The 16,788-nt window shown below is 37.2% G+C and carries 13 protein-coding genes; 7 read left to right on the plus strand and 6 right to left on the minus strand.

The window, feature by feature from the left end; translation table 11 throughout:
- Positions 1 to 27: 27 nt before the first annotated feature.
- The 4 genes from A9996_RS17690 to A9996_RS17705 all read right to left on the minus strand — a co-directional run bounded on the left by A9996_RS17690 (position 28) and on the right by A9996_RS17705 (position 4,088).
- Positions 28 to 2,556: a TonB-dependent receptor gene (locus A9996_RS17690; protein WP_066438384.1), complete on the minus strand. Its 2,529-nt coding sequence runs from the start codon at positions 2,554 to 2,556 to the stop codon at positions 28 to 30.
- 4 nt (positions 2,557 to 2,560) lie between these two features.
- Positions 2,561 to 2,980, minus strand: coding sequence for a hypothetical protein (locus tag A9996_RS17695; protein ID WP_066438386.1), 420 nt, complete (start codon positions 2,978 to 2,980; stop codon positions 2,561 to 2,563).
- A gap of 80 nt (positions 2,981 to 3,060) precedes the next feature.
- Entirely contained in the window at positions 3,061 to 3,402 is a 342-nt protein-coding gene (gene arsC, locus A9996_RS17700; RefSeq protein WP_066438387.1) for an arsenate reductase (glutaredoxin), read from the minus strand.
- A 68-nt stretch (positions 3,403 to 3,470) separates the two neighbouring features.
- The gene (locus tag A9996_RS17705) at positions 3,471 to 4,088 is read right to left on the minus strand and encodes an HAD family hydrolase (protein ID WP_066438390.1); all 618 of its coding nucleotides are present in this window, start codon (positions 4,086 to 4,088) and stop codon (positions 3,471 to 3,473) included.
- A 491-nt stretch (positions 4,089 to 4,579) separates the two neighbouring features.
- Here A9996_RS17705 and A9996_RS17710 point away from each other — a divergent pair, with 491 nt between their 5' ends.
- Positions 4,580 to 5,311, plus strand: coding sequence for a polysaccharide pyruvyl transferase family protein (locus A9996_RS17710; RefSeq protein WP_169817265.1), 732 nt, complete (start codon positions 4,580 to 4,582; stop codon positions 5,309 to 5,311).
- A gap of 66 nt (positions 5,312 to 5,377) precedes the next feature.
- Here the strand turns inward: A9996_RS17710 and prfB are convergent.
- Positions 5,378 to 6,488, minus strand: a protein-coding gene (gene prfB / locus A9996_RS17715) for a peptide chain release factor 2 (RefSeq protein ID WP_111625685.1) whose coding sequence is annotated in 2 segments (ribosomal slippage) — positions 5,378 to 6,424 and positions 6,426 to 6,488 — 1,110 coding nt in all. Because the reading frame shifts where the segments join, the coding sequence is not laid out codon by codon here.
- Between the two features lie 109 nt (positions 6,489 to 6,597).
- On the opposite strand from prfB, the gene A9996_RS17720 reads away from it, so the two are divergent.
- From A9996_RS17720 to A9996_RS17730, 3 genes are all read left to right on the plus strand, one after another.
- Positions 6,598 to 9,012, plus strand: coding sequence for a zinc-dependent metalloprotease (locus tag A9996_RS17720; protein ID WP_066438403.1), 2,415 nt, complete (start codon positions 6,598 to 6,600; stop codon positions 9,010 to 9,012).
- Positions 9,013 to 9,130: 118 nt separating this feature from the next.
- Positions 9,131 to 10,150 carry a threonine aldolase family protein gene (locus A9996_RS17725; protein ID WP_066438406.1) on the plus strand — a complete coding sequence of 340 codons (1,020 nt, stop codon included), beginning with the start codon at positions 9,131 to 9,133 and terminating at the stop codon, positions 10,148 to 10,150.
- 219 nt (positions 10,151 to 10,369) lie between these two features.
- Positions 10,370 to 11,455, plus strand: coding sequence for a glycosyltransferase (locus A9996_RS17730; protein WP_066438408.1), 1,086 nt, complete (start codon positions 10,370 to 10,372; stop codon positions 11,453 to 11,455).
- On the opposite strand, the gene A9996_RS17735 is transcribed toward A9996_RS17730, so the two are convergent.
- Positions 11,448 to 11,771, minus strand: coding sequence for a YbaB/EbfC family nucleoid-associated protein (locus tag A9996_RS17735; protein WP_066438423.1), 324 nt, complete (start codon positions 11,769 to 11,771; stop codon positions 11,448 to 11,450). The two genes, A9996_RS17730 and A9996_RS17735, sit on opposite strands and share 8 nt — an antisense overlap.
- A 187-nt stretch (positions 11,772 to 11,958) precedes the next feature.
- On the opposite strand from A9996_RS17735, the gene A9996_RS17740 reads away from it, so the two are divergent.
- The 3 genes from A9996_RS17740 to capB all read left to right on the plus strand — a co-directional run bounded on the left by A9996_RS17740 (position 11,959) and on the right by capB (position 16,723).
- Complete coding sequence (locus tag A9996_RS17740; protein WP_066438411.1) at positions 11,959 to 14,019, plus strand: S9 family peptidase; 2,061 nt, start codon at positions 11,959 to 11,961, stop codon at positions 14,017 to 14,019.
- Between the two features lie 167 nt (positions 14,020 to 14,186).
- Positions 14,187 to 15,239 carry a cysteate synthase gene (gene capA / locus A9996_RS17745; RefSeq protein ID WP_066438414.1) on the plus strand — a complete coding sequence of 351 codons (1,053 nt, stop codon included), beginning with the start codon at positions 14,187 to 14,189 and terminating at the stop codon, positions 15,237 to 15,239.
- 224 nt (positions 15,240 to 15,463) lie between these two features.
- The gene (gene capB / locus A9996_RS17750) at positions 15,464 to 16,723 is read left to right on the plus strand and encodes a cysteate-C-fatty acyltransferase (RefSeq protein ID WP_066438417.1); all 1,260 of its coding nucleotides are present in this window, start codon (positions 15,464 to 15,466) and stop codon (positions 16,721 to 16,723) included.
- The last annotated feature ends 65 nt before the right edge of the window (positions 16,724 to 16,788 follow it).

Consider the following 16,788-nt stretch of genomic DNA (forward strand, 5'->3'; position numbering starts at 1 on the left):
TTTTTTTATATCACTATTTTAGATTATTTATCCTTGAAAATCCATATCCTCTCCACCGTTTTGACCATTTTCTCTGTCACGTTGCTGTTTTTTCTGTTGATTGAAACGGAACATTAAAGTAAGCGTAATTTGGCGTGGTCTCCACTGCATTTCGCTCTCACGATTAAAAAACTCAGTAGTGGTATATGAGTTTCTCTTTTGGGTATTTGTAAGATCCCGTACATTTAGAGATAACGTGGCTTTGTCTTTGAAGATTTCTTTACTGAAGGCTAGGTCCATTGAAAATATACCATCAGTTTTTGTTTGTGCATTTTCTTGTGCGCCTCTGTAGTAAGCGTTTGTTTGCCAATCAATCTTGTAAGGCAATGACACTTTTGAGCTAAAACGGGCAAAGTAACTCGTGTTTTTTGCACTATAATCGACGCCGTTAAATTCACCTGTAGTTTCAAATTGGAAGAAATTGATACTTGAGTTCAATCTCAGCCATTTGGCTGGACTATATAAAATGCCTAGTTCAGCACCAATTCTCTCATTACTGGAAAGGTTTACAGGAATCGTTCTGATAATATCAATACCATCTGTAGTTTGCTGTCCTGTATTTTCTTCCACACGTTCAAAAGAATCTGTTTCATGCTGATAGTAAATGGAAGAAGTAAGTGTCAATCCGTCCCAACGCTTAAGGTAACCTAAATCAAAAGCACTTGCGAATGCAGGTTGTAAGTTAGGATTGCCTTGAAATACATTTGTACGGCTAGAACGTGATGGAAATGGATTGATGTACCAACCACGAGGTCTGTTAATTCTTCTATTATAACCTAAGGTAACGCTTTCTTCCCGTTCATCTTCTTTTGCAAGATTGTAGATCAGGTTAACTGTTGGGAAGAGGCCTAGGTAATTGTTATCAAAATTAGTTTGTATTGGAAATTTGAAGTATTTCAGAAGTTCTTCATCTGTAAGTCTAGAATCAATGTCCCCTTTTAAACGTGTGTTTTCTAAACGTAAGCCCAAAAGAAATGAGAATTTACCTAGCTTAGTTCCGTATTGGCTATAAATGGCCGTAACATGCTCTGTATAATCAAAGATATTAGAAAGTGTATCATTAAGAACTAAATTACCTGTTTGATTATCTTCATCTTCTTGATTAAGATTATAATCTGTACGCTTATTTTCGAAATTATCACGGTATCCCAACTCAAATCGGCTGTCTTCACCTATTGGAAGCACATAATCGGCCTGGATTAGGTATTCGTTTTGCTTTTCCGTTGTAAATACTTCTTCTCTCGGAATAAGGTCTGGATCACTCTGCTGTGTTGAAATGTAATCTTCTGAAATCCCTGTTTCTTGGGTTTCTTTATCTTTTCCATATTGAACATCAACGGTTAATTGCTGTCCGTTGTCATCCAATCTATTGATATAATTTAGGGAGATTTGATAACTGTTGTCTTCTTCTGTTTGCTTCTCTTTACGAAGTGTTTGTTCAACTATTGAACCCCCAATAAAACGATCACTATTGTTGATGGACAAGTCAGCATCTTCACCATATCTATAAAACACACTTCCCGTAATGGAGGATGCGTCATTGATAAAATATTCCATACCAATATTGGCATTATAGTTACGGTTTAAACGATCAACGTTTTGATCTTCACGAATTCTCTGAAACTCTGGAGTTTTAAGCGCACCATCAATCAATCTGTCAAAATATTCCGTATCGCTAAAACTTGTTCTTGGCGCATCATAATATCTATAACCCAAATTGGTAAAAAGATTGTATTTCTCTTTTCTTAAATTTAAATTGGCAGAAACGCCAACATTGTCAGGATCTCCAACGGTCAAATTTAATCCTCCATTAAAACCTAAGGTTTCCTTTTGTCTCAAAATGATATTCAAAATTCCCGCGGTACCTTCAGCATCATAACGGGCAGATGGTGATGTGATCACCTCAACACGTTCTATCGCTTCAGCAGGCAGTTGACTCAATACGTTCGTATCACCAAATCCTGCCATAGCGGAAGGTTTTCCGTTGATAAGAATCTTTACGTTTTCATTACCGCGTAAGCTTATGCCGCCTTCAATATCCACAGATACAGAGGGAACATTATTGAGGGCATCACTTACCGTACCGCCTGATGTTGTCAAATCTTGACCAATATTATAAACTTTTTTGTCTAATTTTATTTCAACCGTGGTTCGTTCAGCAATAATAGAAACCTCCCCTAAAGCTTCCGCGTCAATGGCAATGCCGGTAACACCTAAATCTGTGTCTTTGTTCAATGTTTTATTCGGAATTGTTTGAGTAGTGTAAGAGATATATTCTATTGAAATATCATAGATACCTTTTGGGACTTTAATGTTGAATTTACCTTCCATATCAGTGATGCCACCTGTAATAATTTTGTTTTCCTTTTTACTGAAAAATGCAATGGTCGCATATTCTAAAGGTTGGTTAACATCTTTGTCCATCACAGTACCTGTAATACTGACTTCGTCTTGAGCGGAGACAAGATTTGAAGTGAATAAAAAAAGTAGTGTAAACAAGAAGGGAATCAGTTTCATCGGTTTAGTTGTTTTTCTTGTTTTTGGTCTTCTGTAATTTTTTTATTTCAGCTTTGTTATCTTCAACAAATCTTTGTACGGAAGCAATGGTTTCTTCTGAGTAGAGTTCTTTAACGTCAGAAAAATGGGAGATGCTCAGTTGTTCGACCATCGGCACTTTTTCATATTCTTGGTGCAGTTCAGAAAACATAATCTGATTTCTTTTCTTGTAGAAATCATCAATTTTTTGCTTGATGATCTCGCCTTTAAAATCGTCTATATTGAGGAGTTTAACATAAGTATCCACACGATCTCGATACTGATCCATTTGCTTTTCCATGTACTTTTCCCTTTCCTTTTCCATGGCATCTTTGCTTTGGGCATAGGAGGGAGCGGCGTTCAAAATAAGCATCAAACAAGAAATCTTAACTAGTTTTGCAAGCATAATAAAGTGGATTTATTAGTGAGAATGCAAAAATAGCCCTTGGTTTAATGGGGTTTGGTTAAAGTTGTGTTAAAGGTCCTTTATAGGATGTCGAGGATTTTTTGTGGTGGTCGGCCAATAACGGCTTTACTGCTATTGATAACTATAGGACGCTCAATCAATTGAGGATATTGTGCCATGGCGGCAATGATCTCTTTATCTGTAAGATCTAGATTTTTGAAGTTGTCTTTCCAGATGGACTCGTTTGTTCTGACAAGCGCAATGGGTTTGATTTTTAATAATTTGATGATGCTTTTCAGCGCTTTTTCACTCAACAATTCGTCAAAATACTTGATGACTTTGTAATCGGTATGATTTATTTCAAGGATATTCAAAGCTTCCCTGGATTTACTGCATCGTGGATTATGATAAACTGTAATCATTGCTTATGATTTAATGAAAAGAATAAGGTTGCTAAAATGAGTGAAGTCAATAATTATTACTTAGGTCATTAAAAATTGATGCCAAAGGATTTCAATTCTACTTCCAGATTTTCAGGACTTTCAAAATGAATGGTATTTATGCCCATCTCTTTGGCGGCTTTAATATTTCGAAGATTATCATCTATAAATAGAGCATGGTTTGCTTCAATATTAAAGCGGCTCAAGGTCATTTCATAGATGTCTTCAAAAGGTTTTCTAGTCTTTTCCTCACCAGACACTATTATACCTTCAAACCAATGTAAAAAATCGAAGGTTTTAAGTGCAATTGGAAACGTTTCATGGCTCCAATTGGTAAGCGCGACCACTTGAAATTGCTTACTATCTACTAAATTCTTTAAGATTTCAACAGTACCTTCAATGGCGCCGCCCAACATTTCTTCCCACCGACCATAAAACATCCGGATCAGTTCTTCATGCTCAGGAAAAAGTGCAATACGCTCTTCGGTAGCTTTAGCTAATGGATAGCCTGCATCTTGATTCTCATTCCAATCATGCGTACACACAATGTCAAAAAACCATTGCATTTTTTCTCTGTTGCCATTAAAGACTTCTAAATATACATATTCAGGGTTCCAGTCAATGAGAACGCCGCCAAGGTCGAAAATTATGGTTTTTATGGTTTTCATTTTTTTATTTTAAAAATTATTAATATTTGACAAAAATATAGTCGTTTTTCATTCTTACAACCAAAACATTTAGAGTTCATTTCGAAAATAAGTAACAAGTGATTTTCAATCTAAAGAATATGACAATGTCATTTATGAACTACATGACTAAGTTTGTTATATTTACTCACTATAAAAACATAGGCATGATCATTATAACCTAATCAGCTGCAATGTTATGGAATTGCATCGGTAATTTACAAAGGTAAAAATACGGCTCGAAACAGTTAAAAACATGATAAAATCAGCAAAAAAGGATAAAATTAATATGTTTTGGCATAAGATCCCTTTTGGAAAAAAAAACTTTGGTGATGTTTTAGGTCCCGTATATTGTAAAGAACTTGACTGGTAGAGAACCGATGTATACGCCACTACTACATAAAGGAGTAAATAAAAGTTTCATATTAACATACCTGAGGGCGATTTATAACAGAAAGTTGTCTCTTAGGGAAATGTACTATAATATTCAATTTTTAACAAGCAAAAAACAAAACCTTCTTATCACTATTGGTAGTGTGATTGATTGGTATACAAATCCTGATTGTGATATCTGGGGTTCAGGAATAATGTCCAGAAACAGTAAAGTAACGAATGCTAATTTTTATGCCGTTCGTGGTAAATATAGTCAATTAAGGCTTGGTGAATTAGGTTATAAGGTTCCCGAATACATTGGAGATCCGGCACTATTAACACCGTTGATATACACCCCTAGGTCAGAGAAAAAATACACCTTAGGTATTATTCCACATTATCTACATTATGACGAAACAATTAAGAAATTAAATAGTGATAACATCTTAATTATCAATCTTTTGGATGCTATTGAAAAAGTTATTGAAGACGTGAATTCCTGTGAAATAATAATTTCGAGTTCCTTGCACGGGATTATCATAGGTCATGCCTACGGTATTCCTTCCTTATGGGTTAGACTTTCTAATGGTAATATTGGCGGAGATGATATTAAGTTTGCAGACTACTTTTCTAGTGTTGAACTTATTGAATATGAATGTTTTGAAATAGCTCATACCAGTTATGACGAAAATTATTTGTCTAATGTAGCTTTACTATTCAATGAAAATAAACAACTGACCTTAGTAAAGCCTCAATTACTAAAAAAAATACAACTTGATTTAATTAAGTCAGCTCCATTTTCAATCCTACCTAAATATAAAGAACTTAACTAGAAACTATTTCGAAACAAAGCATTAGTGTCCAATAAAGAATAGGTTGTTACTGTTTCGGCAACATCATTAAAGCTCATTAGGGTGTTCATCCTTCTGTCCCATCATCATCAAATAGGCCTTCAAGAATTCGTCTATCTCACCATCCATCACATTATCAACATTTCCGGTTTCATGTCCAGTCCTAACGTCCTTAACCAATTTATAAGGATGCATCACGTAATTTCTAATTTGGCTGCCCCATTCAATCTTCATCTTACCTGCTTCTATATCTTCACGTTGTGCCAACTGCTTTTGCAATTCAATTTCATACAACTGCGATTTTAGCATTTGCATAGCTCTCGATCTGTTGTCATGTTGTGAGCGCGTTTCTGAACAAGAAATTTGAATACCCGTAGGTTTGTGGGTCAACTGTACCTTAGTTTCAACTTTATTGACATTCTGCCCGCCGGCACCACTGGAGCGTGCGGTCGTTATTTCAATATCAGCAGGGTTGATGTCAATTTCAATAGTATCATCAACAAGTGGATACACATACACAGATGCAAAGCTGGTGTGGCGTTTGGCATTACTATCAAAAGGAGAAATTCTGACCAATCTATGGACGCCGTTTTCACCCTTTAGCCAGCCAAAGGCAAAATCACCTTCAATCTCAAAAGTCACCGTTTTTATGCCCGCAACATCACCTTCCTGAAAGTTTAGCTCTTTAACTTTAAAGCCGCTTTTCTCAGCGTACATCAAATACATGCGCATGAGCATACTCGCCCAATCACAAGATTCTGTTCCACCAGCACCCGCAGTAATTTGAAGCACGGCGCTTAAGCTATCACCTTCTTCAGAAAGCATGTTTTTAAACTCTAGCTTTTCAATATGCTCTAGAGTTTTATTAAAATGCGCATCCAATTCCTGGGAAGAGAGTTCTTCGGCTTTATAGAATTCATAAAACACCTCCAAATCTTCAACAAGAGTTTTGGCAGCATCGTAATCTTGAACCCAACTTTTTTTCTCTCTAATAGATCTCATCACAAGCTCAGCAGCTTTAGAGTCATTCCAGAAATTGGGATCAAAAGTTTGTTCTTCTTCGTTTGTTATCTCAATAGTTTTGGCATCTACGTCAAAGATACCTCCTCAACGCCCCGAGGCGCTCTACAAGACCCTTAATTTGATCAGATGTAGTCATAATAGTGTGAATTTTTCACAAATATATCATTAAACCTAGGAGAGATAAAGAAATTGTAGGATAAATTTTTTCAGTTAATTTATGTAGTTTTATAAGCTAATTATCCACTATGAAAAAATACAGTCTCCTTCTTGTTTTGATTTTGGTTGCAATGCCTTCATTTTCACAAGTGTTAAAGGATAAAAAAGTAGAAGCCTATAAAGGGTTTTTTAATTTTTATTATGAAGAAAAACAGGATAAAGTTTATTTGGAGGTTGCTAATATTGACCAAGAGTTTCTTTATGTGAATAGTTTAGCGAGCGGTATTGGCTCCAATGACATTGGATTGGATAGAGGGCAATTGGGTTCAGAACGTCTTGTAAAGTTTATTAAAGCTGGCAATAAATTACTTCTGATTCAGCCCAACCAAAATTTTAGGGCCATTACTGATAATGCGCTTGAAAAGAAAAGTATTGAGCAGGCGTTTGCAAAATCGGTGCTTTTTGGTTTTAAGATAGAAGATACCATTGCTGGGAATTACGTCATTGATTTGACCCCATTTTTGTTGGAGGATGCACATGGCGTTGCCACTAAATTGAAATCTCAGAATGAAGGCACCTACAAATTGGATCTTTCCAAAAGCGCCTTGTCTTTAGAACGCACAAAAGCATTTCCAAAAAATGTAGAGTTTGAGGCACTGTTAACATTTGATGGAGAGGCCAAAGGCAGAAATATAAGTAGTGTCACGCCAACAGCGTCATTGGTGAGTGTGGTTCAACACCATTCATTTGTCGAGTTACCAGATGACAATTATCAAACACGCCCCTTCGATCCGCGAAGTGGCGCTATTTCCATTTCCTATATGGATTATGCCACACCAATTGAAGAGCCTATTATGAAGCGCTTCATTATTAGGCACAGATTGGAAAAGAAGAATCCAGAGTTGGCGATGAGCGACCCCAAAGAACCCATCATCTACTATCTTGATCCTGGAACCCCAGAACCTGTCCGTTCAGCTTTGTTGGAAGGTGCCAGCTGGTGGAATCAGGCCTACGAAACTATTGGTTTTAAGAATGCTTTTCAGGTAAAAATGTTGCCGGAAGATGCTGACCCAATGGATTGCCGTTACAATGTTATCCAATGGGTACACCGCTCCACAAGGGGTTGGAGTTATGGCGCCTCAGTGGTCGATCCGAGAACCGGAGAAATTATCAAAGGCCATGTGAGTTTGGGCAGCTTGCGCATCCGTCAGGATTTTATGATTGCCCAAGCCTTGTTGAACCAACCTTTTGCAATATCTGATTCCAATACTGAGCCAATGCTAAAAATGGCATTGGCGAGAATACGTCAATTGGGTGCACATGAAGTGGGCCATACGCTCGGGTTTGCGCATAATTTCGCAGCGAGTAGCACTGATGATGCTTCAGTGATGGATTATCCGCATCCTAAAATTACATTGGATAATGGGAATATCAGTTTAGAAAATGCGTATAACGACGGCATTGGCGTTTGGGATAAGATAACCGTAGCCTATAGTTATTCTGATTTTGATAAAACGACCGATGAAAAAGTAGCCTTGAATACCATTTTAAAGGACGCCCAAGATCAAGGCCTTCGGTTTATTTCAGATTCAGATGCACGCGCTTCAGGTGGCGCGCATGCCTTTGCCCATTTATGGGACAATGGCAAAAGTGCTTCTGAAGAATTGGAACGTGTCTTGAAGGTCCGTGCCCTAGCTATTTCAAATTTTTCAAAAGATAATATCAGAACGTATGAGCCTTATTCTGTTTTGGAAGATGTATTTGTCCCTCTTTATTTTTTCCACAGATACCAAACTGAAGCAACCTCTAAATTGATTGGCGGATTGGATTATAACTATGCTGTTAAGGGCGATGGACAAATGGTGACAGAAGTATTGGATGTAAAATTACAAAAAGAGGCCTTGCAAGCATTGATGACCTCTATTGCAGCAGAAACTTTGGCGATTCCGAAAGATAAACTGGCATTGTTCCCTCCTCGGGCTTTCGGTTATGGTAAAAGTCGAGAATCTTTTGCCGGAAAAACGGGCGTTGCATTTGACGCTCTAAGTGCCCCTTCAACAGCCAGTGATATGGTATTGGAGTTCCTGCTAAATCCGCAGCGCGCCAACAGACTGGTGCAGCAACAAAGTTTAGATAACAACCAATTGGGTTTAGAAGATGTTTTTGAGCAGCTTATTGAAAATTCATTTTCTAAAAACCAGAAAGACCCATATTTAGTAGAAGTGCAGCAAACCATTAATGTCAATGTTTTAAAATATTTAATGAATCTTGCCGTTTCTGATGACACCTATTTTCAGGTAAAGGCCAAGGCGAATGACGCCATAGGTCAAATTTCCAAAGGGTTATATGATAAAAAGCAAAGTAGGAAACCTTATGCGTCACAGTACGGACGTATGATTTCTGAGTTTCGTGAGCATCCTGAAAAATTCAGGTTGGAGCCTGCACCACGTATCCCTGATGGATCCCCAATAGGAACCGATGAGTGTGGGTATCTTTCAAATTGATCAGGGTATTGAGAGGTCAGGTTGCTTAATATGACGTTGTTTAGATCTGAATTGATTAGTTTGGAACAGCACAACTCAACAACGAGTAAATTTAAAAATTAAGTTGAAAACACATACAATGACTATAGATTTAAGAAGTGATACCGTGACCAAACCAACAAAAGGGATGTTGGAGGCCATGATGAATGCCAAAGTTGGTGATGATGTATATAAAGAAGACCCAACAGTGAACAAACTTGAAGAGCGCCTTGCAGCCATGTTCGGCAAACCGAGAGCCTTGTTTTTTCCAACAGGAACTATGGCTAACCAAACGGCTTTAAAATTGCACACCAATCCTGGAGATCAAGTGATATGTGATTCCAATGCCCATATTTATCATTATGAAGGTGGTGGTGCGTCATTTAACAGCGGCATCTCCTGCAAGTTACTGCAAGGCGAACGTGGTATGTTTACCGCAGAACACGTGATTGAAGCTATCAACCCTCCAGATTTTTACCACAGTCCGCTAACTGCCTTGGTGGAGGTAGAAAACACAGCCAATAGAGGCGGCGGTTCCTGTTGGGATTTTGAAGAATTAAAAAAAATAAGAACGGTTTGTAATGACCATAATTTGGGATACCATTTGGACGGGGCCCGAATTTGGAATGCTTTGGTTGCGAAACCTGAAACAGCAAAAGATTACGGTCAACTTTTTGATACCATGTCGGTTTGTTTGAGTAAAGGCTTGGGCTGCCCTGTTGGTTCTGTATTGATTGGTGATGAGGATATCATGCAAAATGCATTACGCATCCGTAAGATTCTTGGAGGAGGCATGCGTCAAGTAGGTTATTTGGCTGCTGCCGGATTGTATGCCTTAGATAATCATGTGGTCAGACTAGCAGAAGATCATCAAAAAGCCAAGGAAATTGAGCAGGTGTTATCCCGTTTGGAATTTATTAAAAAAGTGGAACCGGTTGAAACCAACATAATTATTTTTGAGCTTACAGATAAAAAAAATGACACTCAATTTTTGAAAATTATGGATGATAATAACATGCGCATAAGCAATATGGGTAACGGAAAACTTCGCGTCGTGACGCACTTGGATTACACAGATGACATGCACGACAAATTCCTCACATTCTTAAAAAATATATGATTGACAGAAATAAATATTATATTTTGTGCTTAATTCAAAAAACATCTCACATTATGATCTGCAAAAATTGATATCTTTTGATCTAAAATTTTGCATAAAGGATACATGAGGAATATGAGCAATCCAATAGATGAGTTTGTGATGATAATTAAATTGAGATGCCCCCATTACAAAAGTTTTTGCTATTATTGAAACCCCAAAAAGAAAGTATATCTCCTAATGAAATTAAGCATCGTAATTCCTGTTTATAATGTTGAAAAATACATTTCCAGTTGTTTGGATAGTGTGCTCGATCAAGATATAGACTCAAAAGATTATGAAATAATTGTAGTTAATGACGGCTCTACTGATAGCAGTCTTGAAATTGCTCAGGAGTATGCCAGAACAAATGACCATATTAGGGTGATTGATAAAGACAACGGCGGTGTGGGTAGCGCAAGAAATCTTGGTATGGATTGCGCTAGAGGGAACTATATGTATTTCATTGATCCTGATGATTATATCATAACTAATTGTTTAAAGGAATTGATTGAGACTTGTGAACGATGCAATTTAGATATTTTAACATTTTTGTCTACAACATTTACTTCGACAGCCTCAAACGTTAAAGCCGTTGAAAAAAAAGCAGATTTTAATGTTTCATTTGATGATGACATGTTATCGTCAATACTATCTGGTGAAGACTATGTGGCTACTTTAGAGTATAGGAGCGAGGTGTGGTGGTACCTAATAAACCGAGAGTTTTTGAAAAGTTTAGGAATTAGATTTGTAGAAGGGCAATATTTGGAAGATGCAGCTTTTACATTAGAACTATTCTTGGAAGCAAGAAGAATGGCACATCTGAGGTTAGATGCGTACAGACATAGGGTAACTTCCGGATCTGCAATGACAAGTAAAGAGCCAGCCCATTACCTCAAAATTATTAGAGACCTCCAATATGCGGCTTCTGCCTTTGGCCCTATTTTGAAGACATTGGAAAATAGAGCAGCTAATCCTCATTGTGTAGCGCGCGTTAAGGCGAGACAGGAGTCATTTGTGTTTTTTTCTATGGTAAGAATGTTAAAATCTGACATGAGCTATGATGAAGTAAAATATAGAATGCATGAAATGATCAGCATCGATGCTTATCCAATGACTTCATTTATTGGGAAAGATTATAATGGAATTGTTTATAAAACCTTGACTAAAATTTTTAACTCAAAACGCAGGTTTTATGTTGTCTTTCAACTCGTTAATCCTATTCTTAAAATCAGAAATAAATTTAGAATAGGATTTGAGTATTTAAGAAAAAGACAGACTATTTAAACATATCCAACCCAGGAATATCGGGCATCCCGTCTTTTGCTACCGCGGCCAATTCCGTTTCATTGACATTAGTTGCTTTTTCAATAGCTTTATTGATCGTCATGATCAAATAATCTTCAAGCATTTCTTTGTCTTGTAGCAATTCGTCATCAATAGTAATAGATTTAATGCTCCTGTTGGCCGTTAAGGTAATTTTTAATTTGCCGTCTGTGCTTTGCTCATCAACCAAAACGTAGTTTAAACGTTCTTTGGTTTCTTCAACTTTTTTTTGGGTCTCTTTGAGTTTATTCATCATTCCCATCATATCTCCAAACATATTCTTCAGTTTTTTAATTCGTCCAACAAAATTAAGAAAAGATTTAGACACGAATTTCACCAATCTCCAAAAACTATGAAAGTTTACCCAAAAATTTGGTGCTTTTCCTTTTGATCAATTCTATTTCCTTTCCTTTTCAGTCTCTTCTTTAAAACAGTACCTTTGCAATCTGTTAAAAAATAAACTAATGATAGATATTATTCAGCCACCAAAAGCAAAACAAGTTCTAAAAACTTTGAGTATGCATGATGATGACCGTCACGACGATTACTTTTGGTTGAATGACAAGGAAAATCAGGAGGTGATTGATTACTTGAATTCTGAGAATGATTATTATGATGCGGTAACTTCAAAGTATAAGGCCTTTGAAAATACACTATTTGAAGAAATGAAGGCTAGGATCAAGGAAGATGATGAATCGGTTCCCTACAAGTTTAACGGTTATTGGTATATTGTTAAATATAAAAAAGGAAAGGATTATCCCATTTATTTCAGAAAGAAAGATACGTTGGAAAATCCAGACGAATTGCTTTTTGACTGTAATGTGATGGCTGAAGGTCATGACTATTTTAAATTGGCTGGATTAAGCGTGAGTCCGGATAACACCATGATTGCCTTTGGGATAGATACCGTTGGAAGGCGGAATTACACACTGCAGATCAAAAGTTTGATTACAGATGAGATTTTTTTTGATGCCATTGAAAGTACGACAGGTTCCGCAACATGGGCTAATGATAACAAAACCATATTCTATACGGTTAAGGACGAAAAAACATTGCGCTCAGACAAGGTTTTCAAACATAAATTAGGTAGCTCTACAAGTGCTGATACGCTCGTTTTTCATGAAGAAGATGATACGTTTGGCGTAGCTATTTACAAATCGAAATCGAAAAAATATTTAATTATTGCCTGCTATAGCACATTAACCAATGAATATTACACGTTGAATGCAGACACACCTGATGGCGAGTTTTCTGTTTTTCAAGAGCGGGTAAGAGGGTTGGAGTATAGTATTTCTCATTATGATGATCAATTTTATATTGTTACCAATGCTGATGGTGCCGTCAATTTTAAGCTGATGAAAACACCAGAGAATACAACCAAATTCAATAATTGGACAGAAGTCATCCCGCATCGAGAAGAGGTTTTGATAGAAGATGTTGAAATTTTTAAGGATTTTTTGGTGATCAGTGAGCGTTCAAATGGACTCAATCATATTCGTATCAAAAGATGGGATGGCACTGAAGATTATTATTTGCCATTTGATAATGAAACCTATACGGCGTATACAGCAACCAATGTTGAGTTTGACACAAAAACGCTGCGTTATGGTTACAATTCAATGACCACGCCATCGTCAAGTATTGACTTTAATATGGTCACAAAGCAAAAAACTATTCTGAAGGAGCAGGAAGTTTTAGACTCCAATTTCAATAAGGACAACTATGTGTCAGAACGCGTTTGGGCTATTTCAACTGATGGCACCAAGGTGCCCATTTCAATGGTCTATAGAAAAGGCATCAAGAAGGACGGAACAAACCCGGTACTGCTCTATGCCTATGGTTCTTATGGGCATACCATTGATCCTTCCTTTTCCAGTATTCGATTAAGTTTATTGGATAGAGGTTTTGTGTACGCCATTGCCCATGTAAGGGGCGGAGAGTATTTAGGTAGGATGTGGTATGAAGGCGGTAAATTGCTTCAAAAGAAAAACACATTTACTGATTTTATAGCCTGTTCTAAGTTTTTAATCGCACAAAACTACACCTCTCCAGATCATTTATATGCATTGGGTGGCAGTGCTGGTGGACTTTTGGTAGGTGCTGTGATTAATGAAGCGCCAGAACTTTACAATGGCGTTATTGCGGCAGTTCCCTTTGTAGATGTTTTGACCACCATGTTGGATGATTCGATACCGTTGACTACAGGAGAATATGATGAATGGGGAAATCCAAATGATATGACTTATTACGAATATATGAAATCTTATTCGCCTTATGATAACGTAAAGAAACAGGATTACCCGCATATCCTCATTACTACAGGTTTGCATGATTCGCAAGTGCAATATTGGGAGCCCGCCAAATGGGTAGCGAAACTGAGAACCTATAAAACGGACAACAATAATCTGCTCCTGAAAACCAACATGAAGGCAGGACATGGTGGCGCATCTGGGCGGTTTGAAGCTTTAAGGGAAGATGCTGAAGAGTATGCGTTTTTACTCAACTTAGAGAACATTACAACCTAATTAGAAAAAAAAACCGTAGTTTTGCTAAGGTTTTAAGTTACATTTTTCTAAATTGTAAAAGGTAAATAGCGGTAATAAAATTGCGAACATTTCATCATTTTTATATAAAAAATAAAGGTTAAAATTTGCGATCCCTTACGTCCTATTGTAAAGAATAAGAAACACGTATGAAAAAAAATCTCCAGGTATTTGATAACGTATTACAGCTTATTGGTAATACCCCTCTTATCAGATTAAATAATATGACGGCCGACTATGACGGCGAGTTTTACGCCAAGGTAGAAGCTTTCAACCCAGGTCATTCTTCAAAAGATCGTATTGCTTTACATATTATAGAAGAAGCGGAAAGACAAGGACTTCTAAATCCAGGAGATACAATTATTGAAACCACTTCAGGCAACACCGGTTTTAGTATTGCCATGGTAAGCATCATTAAAGGATACAAATGCATTCTTGCGGTAAGTTCTAAATCTTCTCCAGATAAAATTGATATGCTAAAATCAATGGGAGCACAGGTTTATGTGTGCCCTGCGCATGTGAGTGCTGATGATTCGAGATCGTATTATGAAGTTGCCAAGCGCCTGCACAAAGAAACAAAAGGTTCCATCTATATCAACCAGTATTTCAATCAGCTCAATATTGATGCGCATTATAATAGTACAGGTCCAGAAATTTGGGAACAAACAGAAGGACAGATCACACATTTAATTGCCTGCAGTGGTACAGGAGGAACGATTTCTGGGACTGCAAAATATTTAAAAGAACAATCCCGACGCCTTGGGACCGATGTCAAAGTTATAGGCGTAGATGCTTATGGCTCTGTCTTAAAAAAATACCACGAAACACGCGAATTTGACCATAATGAAATTTATCCATACAGAATTGAAGGGTTGGGAAAGAATTTAATTCCTACAGCCACAGATTTTGATATGATTGATGAGTTTGTCAAAGTTACGGATGAAGAAAGTGCACATACCGCACGTGAAATATCCCGTACTGAAGGTTTATTTGTTGGGTATACAAGTGGTGCAGCAATGCAGGCCGTTAAACAATTGAATGAAACTGGCGAATTTAAGGCTGGAGATAAGATTGTAGTTATCTTTCCCGACCATGGATCACGTTATATGAGCAAGGTTTACAGTGATAAATGGATGGAAGAGCAAGGATTTTTTGATAGTAAAATGGTTTCTACTCTAGAAGCCATTCAATATATTAAATAATAAAATTACAACCATATAATCCTATGACATGGTTTTATGTTATAGGTTTTTTTGTGGATGAAAATCTTATAAACAGGAGTTTATAACTTAATTATGCTAAGAAAAGATATTTAGCTAATTTTGTCCAAACTAATTAGACTAATTGAAGATGATGACGCCAGCGCACAAGCCCTCGCAAGGGTTGAATGACATGGCTGCTTATGTCTGAATAATACTTATATTACATGAAAGACTTATTTGATAAAATTTACAGAGACAAAGGCCCCCTTGGTAAATGGGCTGCACAAGCTGAAGGCTATTTTGTATTTCCAAAGTTGGAAGGCCAAATCTCTAACCGCATGCAATTTCGTGGGAAAGATGTGATTACCTGGAGTATCAACGATTACTTAGGTTTGGCAAATCATCCGGAAGTTAGAAAGGTAGATGCAGAAGCTGCGGCAGAATATGGTTCAGCCTATCCAATGGGGGCGCGAATGATGTCAGGTCATACAACGTTACATGAAGAGTTGCAAAATGAATTGGCTGCTTTTGTTAATAAGGAAGCCGCATATTTACTGAATTTTGGCTACCAAGGAATTTTATCTACAATTGATGCGCTAGTTTCAAAAGATGATATTATCGTTTATGATGTTGATGCACACGCGTGTATTATTGATGGTGTTCGTCTTCACATGGGAAAACGTTTTACCTATAAACACAATGATATTGAAAGTCTTGAGAAAAACTTGGAAAGAGCCACCAAAATGGCAGAGCAAACAGGCGGCGGGATTTTAGTGATTTCTGAAGGTGTTTTTGGAATGCGTGGTGAACAAGGAAGGCTTAAGGAAATTGTGGAACTTAAGAAAAAATATAATTTCAGATTTTTAGTAGATGATGCCCATGGTTTTGGCACGCTTGGTGAAACAGGTGCTGGAGCTGGTGAGGAACAAGGTGTTCAGGATGATATTGATGTGTATTTTGCAACGTTTGCAAAGTCGTTGGCAAGTACGGGCGCTTTTATTGCGGCCGACCAAGAGATTATTGATTATTTGAAATATAACCTGCGTTCACAAATGTTTGCCAAATCATTACAAATGCAATTGGTAGTTGGTGCTCGCAAACGTTTACAAATGCTAAAAACAATGCCAGAATTGAAAGCAAAGCTTTGGGAAAACACCAATGCTCTGCAATCGGGACTTAAGGCGCGTGGTTTTGACATTGGTACGACACAAAGTTGTGTGACGCCAGTATACTTAAAAGGAAGCATTCCAGAAGCAATGGCTTTGGTGAAGGATTTGCGTGAAAATCATGGTATTTTCTGTTCTATTGTTGTATATCCGGTGATTCCAAAAGGATTGATCTTATTGCGAATGATTCCAACAGCAACACATACTTTGGATGACATCAATGAAACTTTAGATGCTTTTGAATCGATCAGAACCCGTTTAGAAAATGGAACTTATAAAAGATTATCAGCGTCTGTTGCAGCAGCAATGGGTGAGTAAGCTCCTAAATCCCCGAAGGGGAATTTAGAAGGTATAAGAAAACAAAAAATAATAGAACAAANAAA

Origin of the sequence: Gelidibacter algens (assembly GCF_001678675.1) — a bacterium.
Lineage (GTDB): Bacteria > Bacteroidota > Bacteroidia > Flavobacteriales > Flavobacteriaceae > Gelidibacter > Gelidibacter algens.